This window comes from Nonomuraea sp. NPDC004186, assembly GCF_053603495.1.
Map to the genome: position 1 here is coordinate 1 of NZ_JBSGFQ010000269.1, position 2,117 is coordinate 2,117.

Below are 2,117 nucleotides of genomic sequence, written 5' to 3' on the forward strand. Positions count from 1 at the left end.
GCCGAGCCGATTGTGGTGAAGTGGATGATCCTATGCTGCCGAGAAAAGCCTCTAGCGAGTGTTGTGGCGGCCCGTACCCTAAACCGACTCAGGTGTCTACCGGCCGGAGGCCGGCTACGCGTTCACGCTCGAATGGTGGCCGCTCGCCATGCCCTCGCACCCGGAGATCGTGGCCGCCCACATGGTCTGGATGATGTCGATCTGCATCGACTCCAGCGAGGCGCAGACGCAGTCGCTGGTCGGCCTGGCCCACGCCGACGGGCCGCTCGGCAGCGCCGTGGCACACGCGCTCGCCTGCGGCATGGGCCACGAGAACGCCGCCGACCGCGCCGCGGCCACCGACGCCCTCCTGACGCTGGCCGCCCGCGGCCGGGTGCCGGCGCAGGCGCTGGCGGAGACGCTCACCAAGCTGGTCGCCGAGGGGTTCCTCAAGCTCAACCGGGTGGTGTCGGTGCTCGACGACGCCACGCAGGCCGGGGCGCACGAGGCGGTGTGGGAGGTGGTCGTGCGGCTCCTGCCCGGGCTGCTGCCCCAGGAGGGCGAACGGCCCCGCGCGGGCGCGGCCGACCTGCTGGCGGCTGGGGCTCGGGCGGCCAGGATCGCCGGCGTACGGGCCGAGCTGCCGGATGTGGCGGCGGTGGCGGCCCGCAAGGGGTCGAGCAGGCTGGTCCAGGAGGCGCGGCGGCTGCAGCACCTGGTCGCCCTCCCTAAGAAATCTACTTTGTAAAGGCGCCGGGCCGATGGTCATCCTCGATCCCACAGAGAACAGCCTTGTCAGCAAGGTCGAGAAGCTGCTGTCGCCTGCCACCGTCGTCGGGTGGCGGCGGCTGGAGCCCTGGGCGGTCGCGCGGGCGGAGCTGAGCGGCTCGCACGGCTCGGTGATCGTGAAGTGGATGCGGCCCCATGCGCCCGGCCCCGACCGTTCGGAGCCGTGGCGGCTGAGGGGCGAGGTGGCCGCCCTGGGGTTCCTGTCCGACGATCTCGGCGTGCGGCTGGCGCCGAGGGTGGTGGCCGCGGATCCGGCGGCGGGGCTGGTGGTGCTGGAGGATCTGGCGCCGCGGGTGGCGCTGGACGGCCTGCTGCGGGCGGACGGGGCGGCGGCGCACGGGGAGCGGCTGGCGGCCTTCGCCCGCGTGCGCGGTGAGCTCAACGCCGTGACCGCCGGCCGGGCGGAGGTCTATTACGCGCGCAGGGCGGCTCTGGGGGCGGTCGATCGGGTGGCGGACTGCGCGGGGAGGTTCGCGGGGTTCCGGGAGGAGGGGCGGCTGCAGGTCGCGGCCTTGGGAGTGGAGGTCGCCGGTGGTGCTGAGCGGGAGCTGGCGGTGGTGCTGGAGGAACTGGGGGATCCGGGGCCTTTTCTGGCGTTGAGCAACGGGGATCCGGAGGCGAACAACGTTCTGGTGCGGGCGTCGGGGGCGCCGGACGCTCGGGTGATCGATTTCGAGTTCGCCGGGTTCACGCATGCGCTGCATGACGCGGTCTGCCTGTACGTTCCGGGTCCCGCGTGGCTGTCGGTGGACGGGGGGATGGGGGAGGCGTATCGGCGGGCTCTGGCCGTGGGGGTGCCGGAGGCGGAGGATGATCGGCGGTTCGGGTTCGGGCTGGCGGCGGCGTGTTTCTCCTACGTGTTGCTGCGGTTGCAGCGGTTGTCGCAGGTGGATGGGCGGGCGGCGGGTGATGACAGCCGGGTTCAGCTGGTGGCGACGGTGGAGGCGGCGGCCCGGGTGGCGGAGTCGTTCGGCGTGCTGCTGGGGCTGGCCGGGTGGGGGTGGCGGGTGGGCGAGGCGCTGCGGCGGCGGTGGCCGGACGCGGATGTGGATGTGGCGGGGTTACCGCCGTTCGTGCCGCGCCGCCGGTGAGAGGACCGTCTGCGGTGTAGCGGTCCCGGTGGGGGCGGCCGTCCGCGGTATCGCCTGCGTGGTGTGGCAGGTCGTGCCGGAGCGGCCGTCCCTGGTACGGGAGCGCAGGCGGGGGTTGCGCTGCTGGTCGACGATGATCGCGGTGGTCAGCCCGTCCCGTACGGGGATGCTCCTATTGATGTCAAGCGGGGCGATCATGATCGTTCTTGGTGATGATGCGGTAGAGCTCACGGGCGATGTAGCGCTTGAGGCAGCGGA

At 72.6% G+C, this 2,117-nt stretch carries 2 protein-coding genes and 1 pseudogene; 2 read left to right on the plus strand and 1 reads right to left on the minus strand.

Going from position 1 to position 2,117, the window contains the following annotated elements; translation table 11 throughout:
- Positions 1-142: 142 nt before the first annotated feature.
- Positions 143-727, plus strand: a pseudogene (locus tag ACWEPL_RS65150) (DUF7825 domain-containing protein); the annotation flags it as partial.
- A 13-nt stretch (positions 728-740) separates the two neighbouring features.
- Complete coding sequence (locus tag ACWEPL_RS65155; RefSeq protein ID WP_452443065.1) at positions 741-1,859, plus strand: phosphotransferase; 1,119 nt, start codon at positions 741-743, stop codon at positions 1,857-1,859.
- On the opposite strand, the gene ACWEPL_RS65160 is transcribed toward ACWEPL_RS65155, so the two are convergent.
- Entirely contained in the window at positions 1,830-2,057 is a 228-nt protein-coding gene (locus ACWEPL_RS65160; protein WP_452443067.1) for a hypothetical protein, read from the minus strand. The two genes, ACWEPL_RS65155 and ACWEPL_RS65160, sit on opposite strands and share 30 nt — an antisense overlap.
- Between the last annotated feature and the right edge of the window lie 60 nt (positions 2,058-2,117).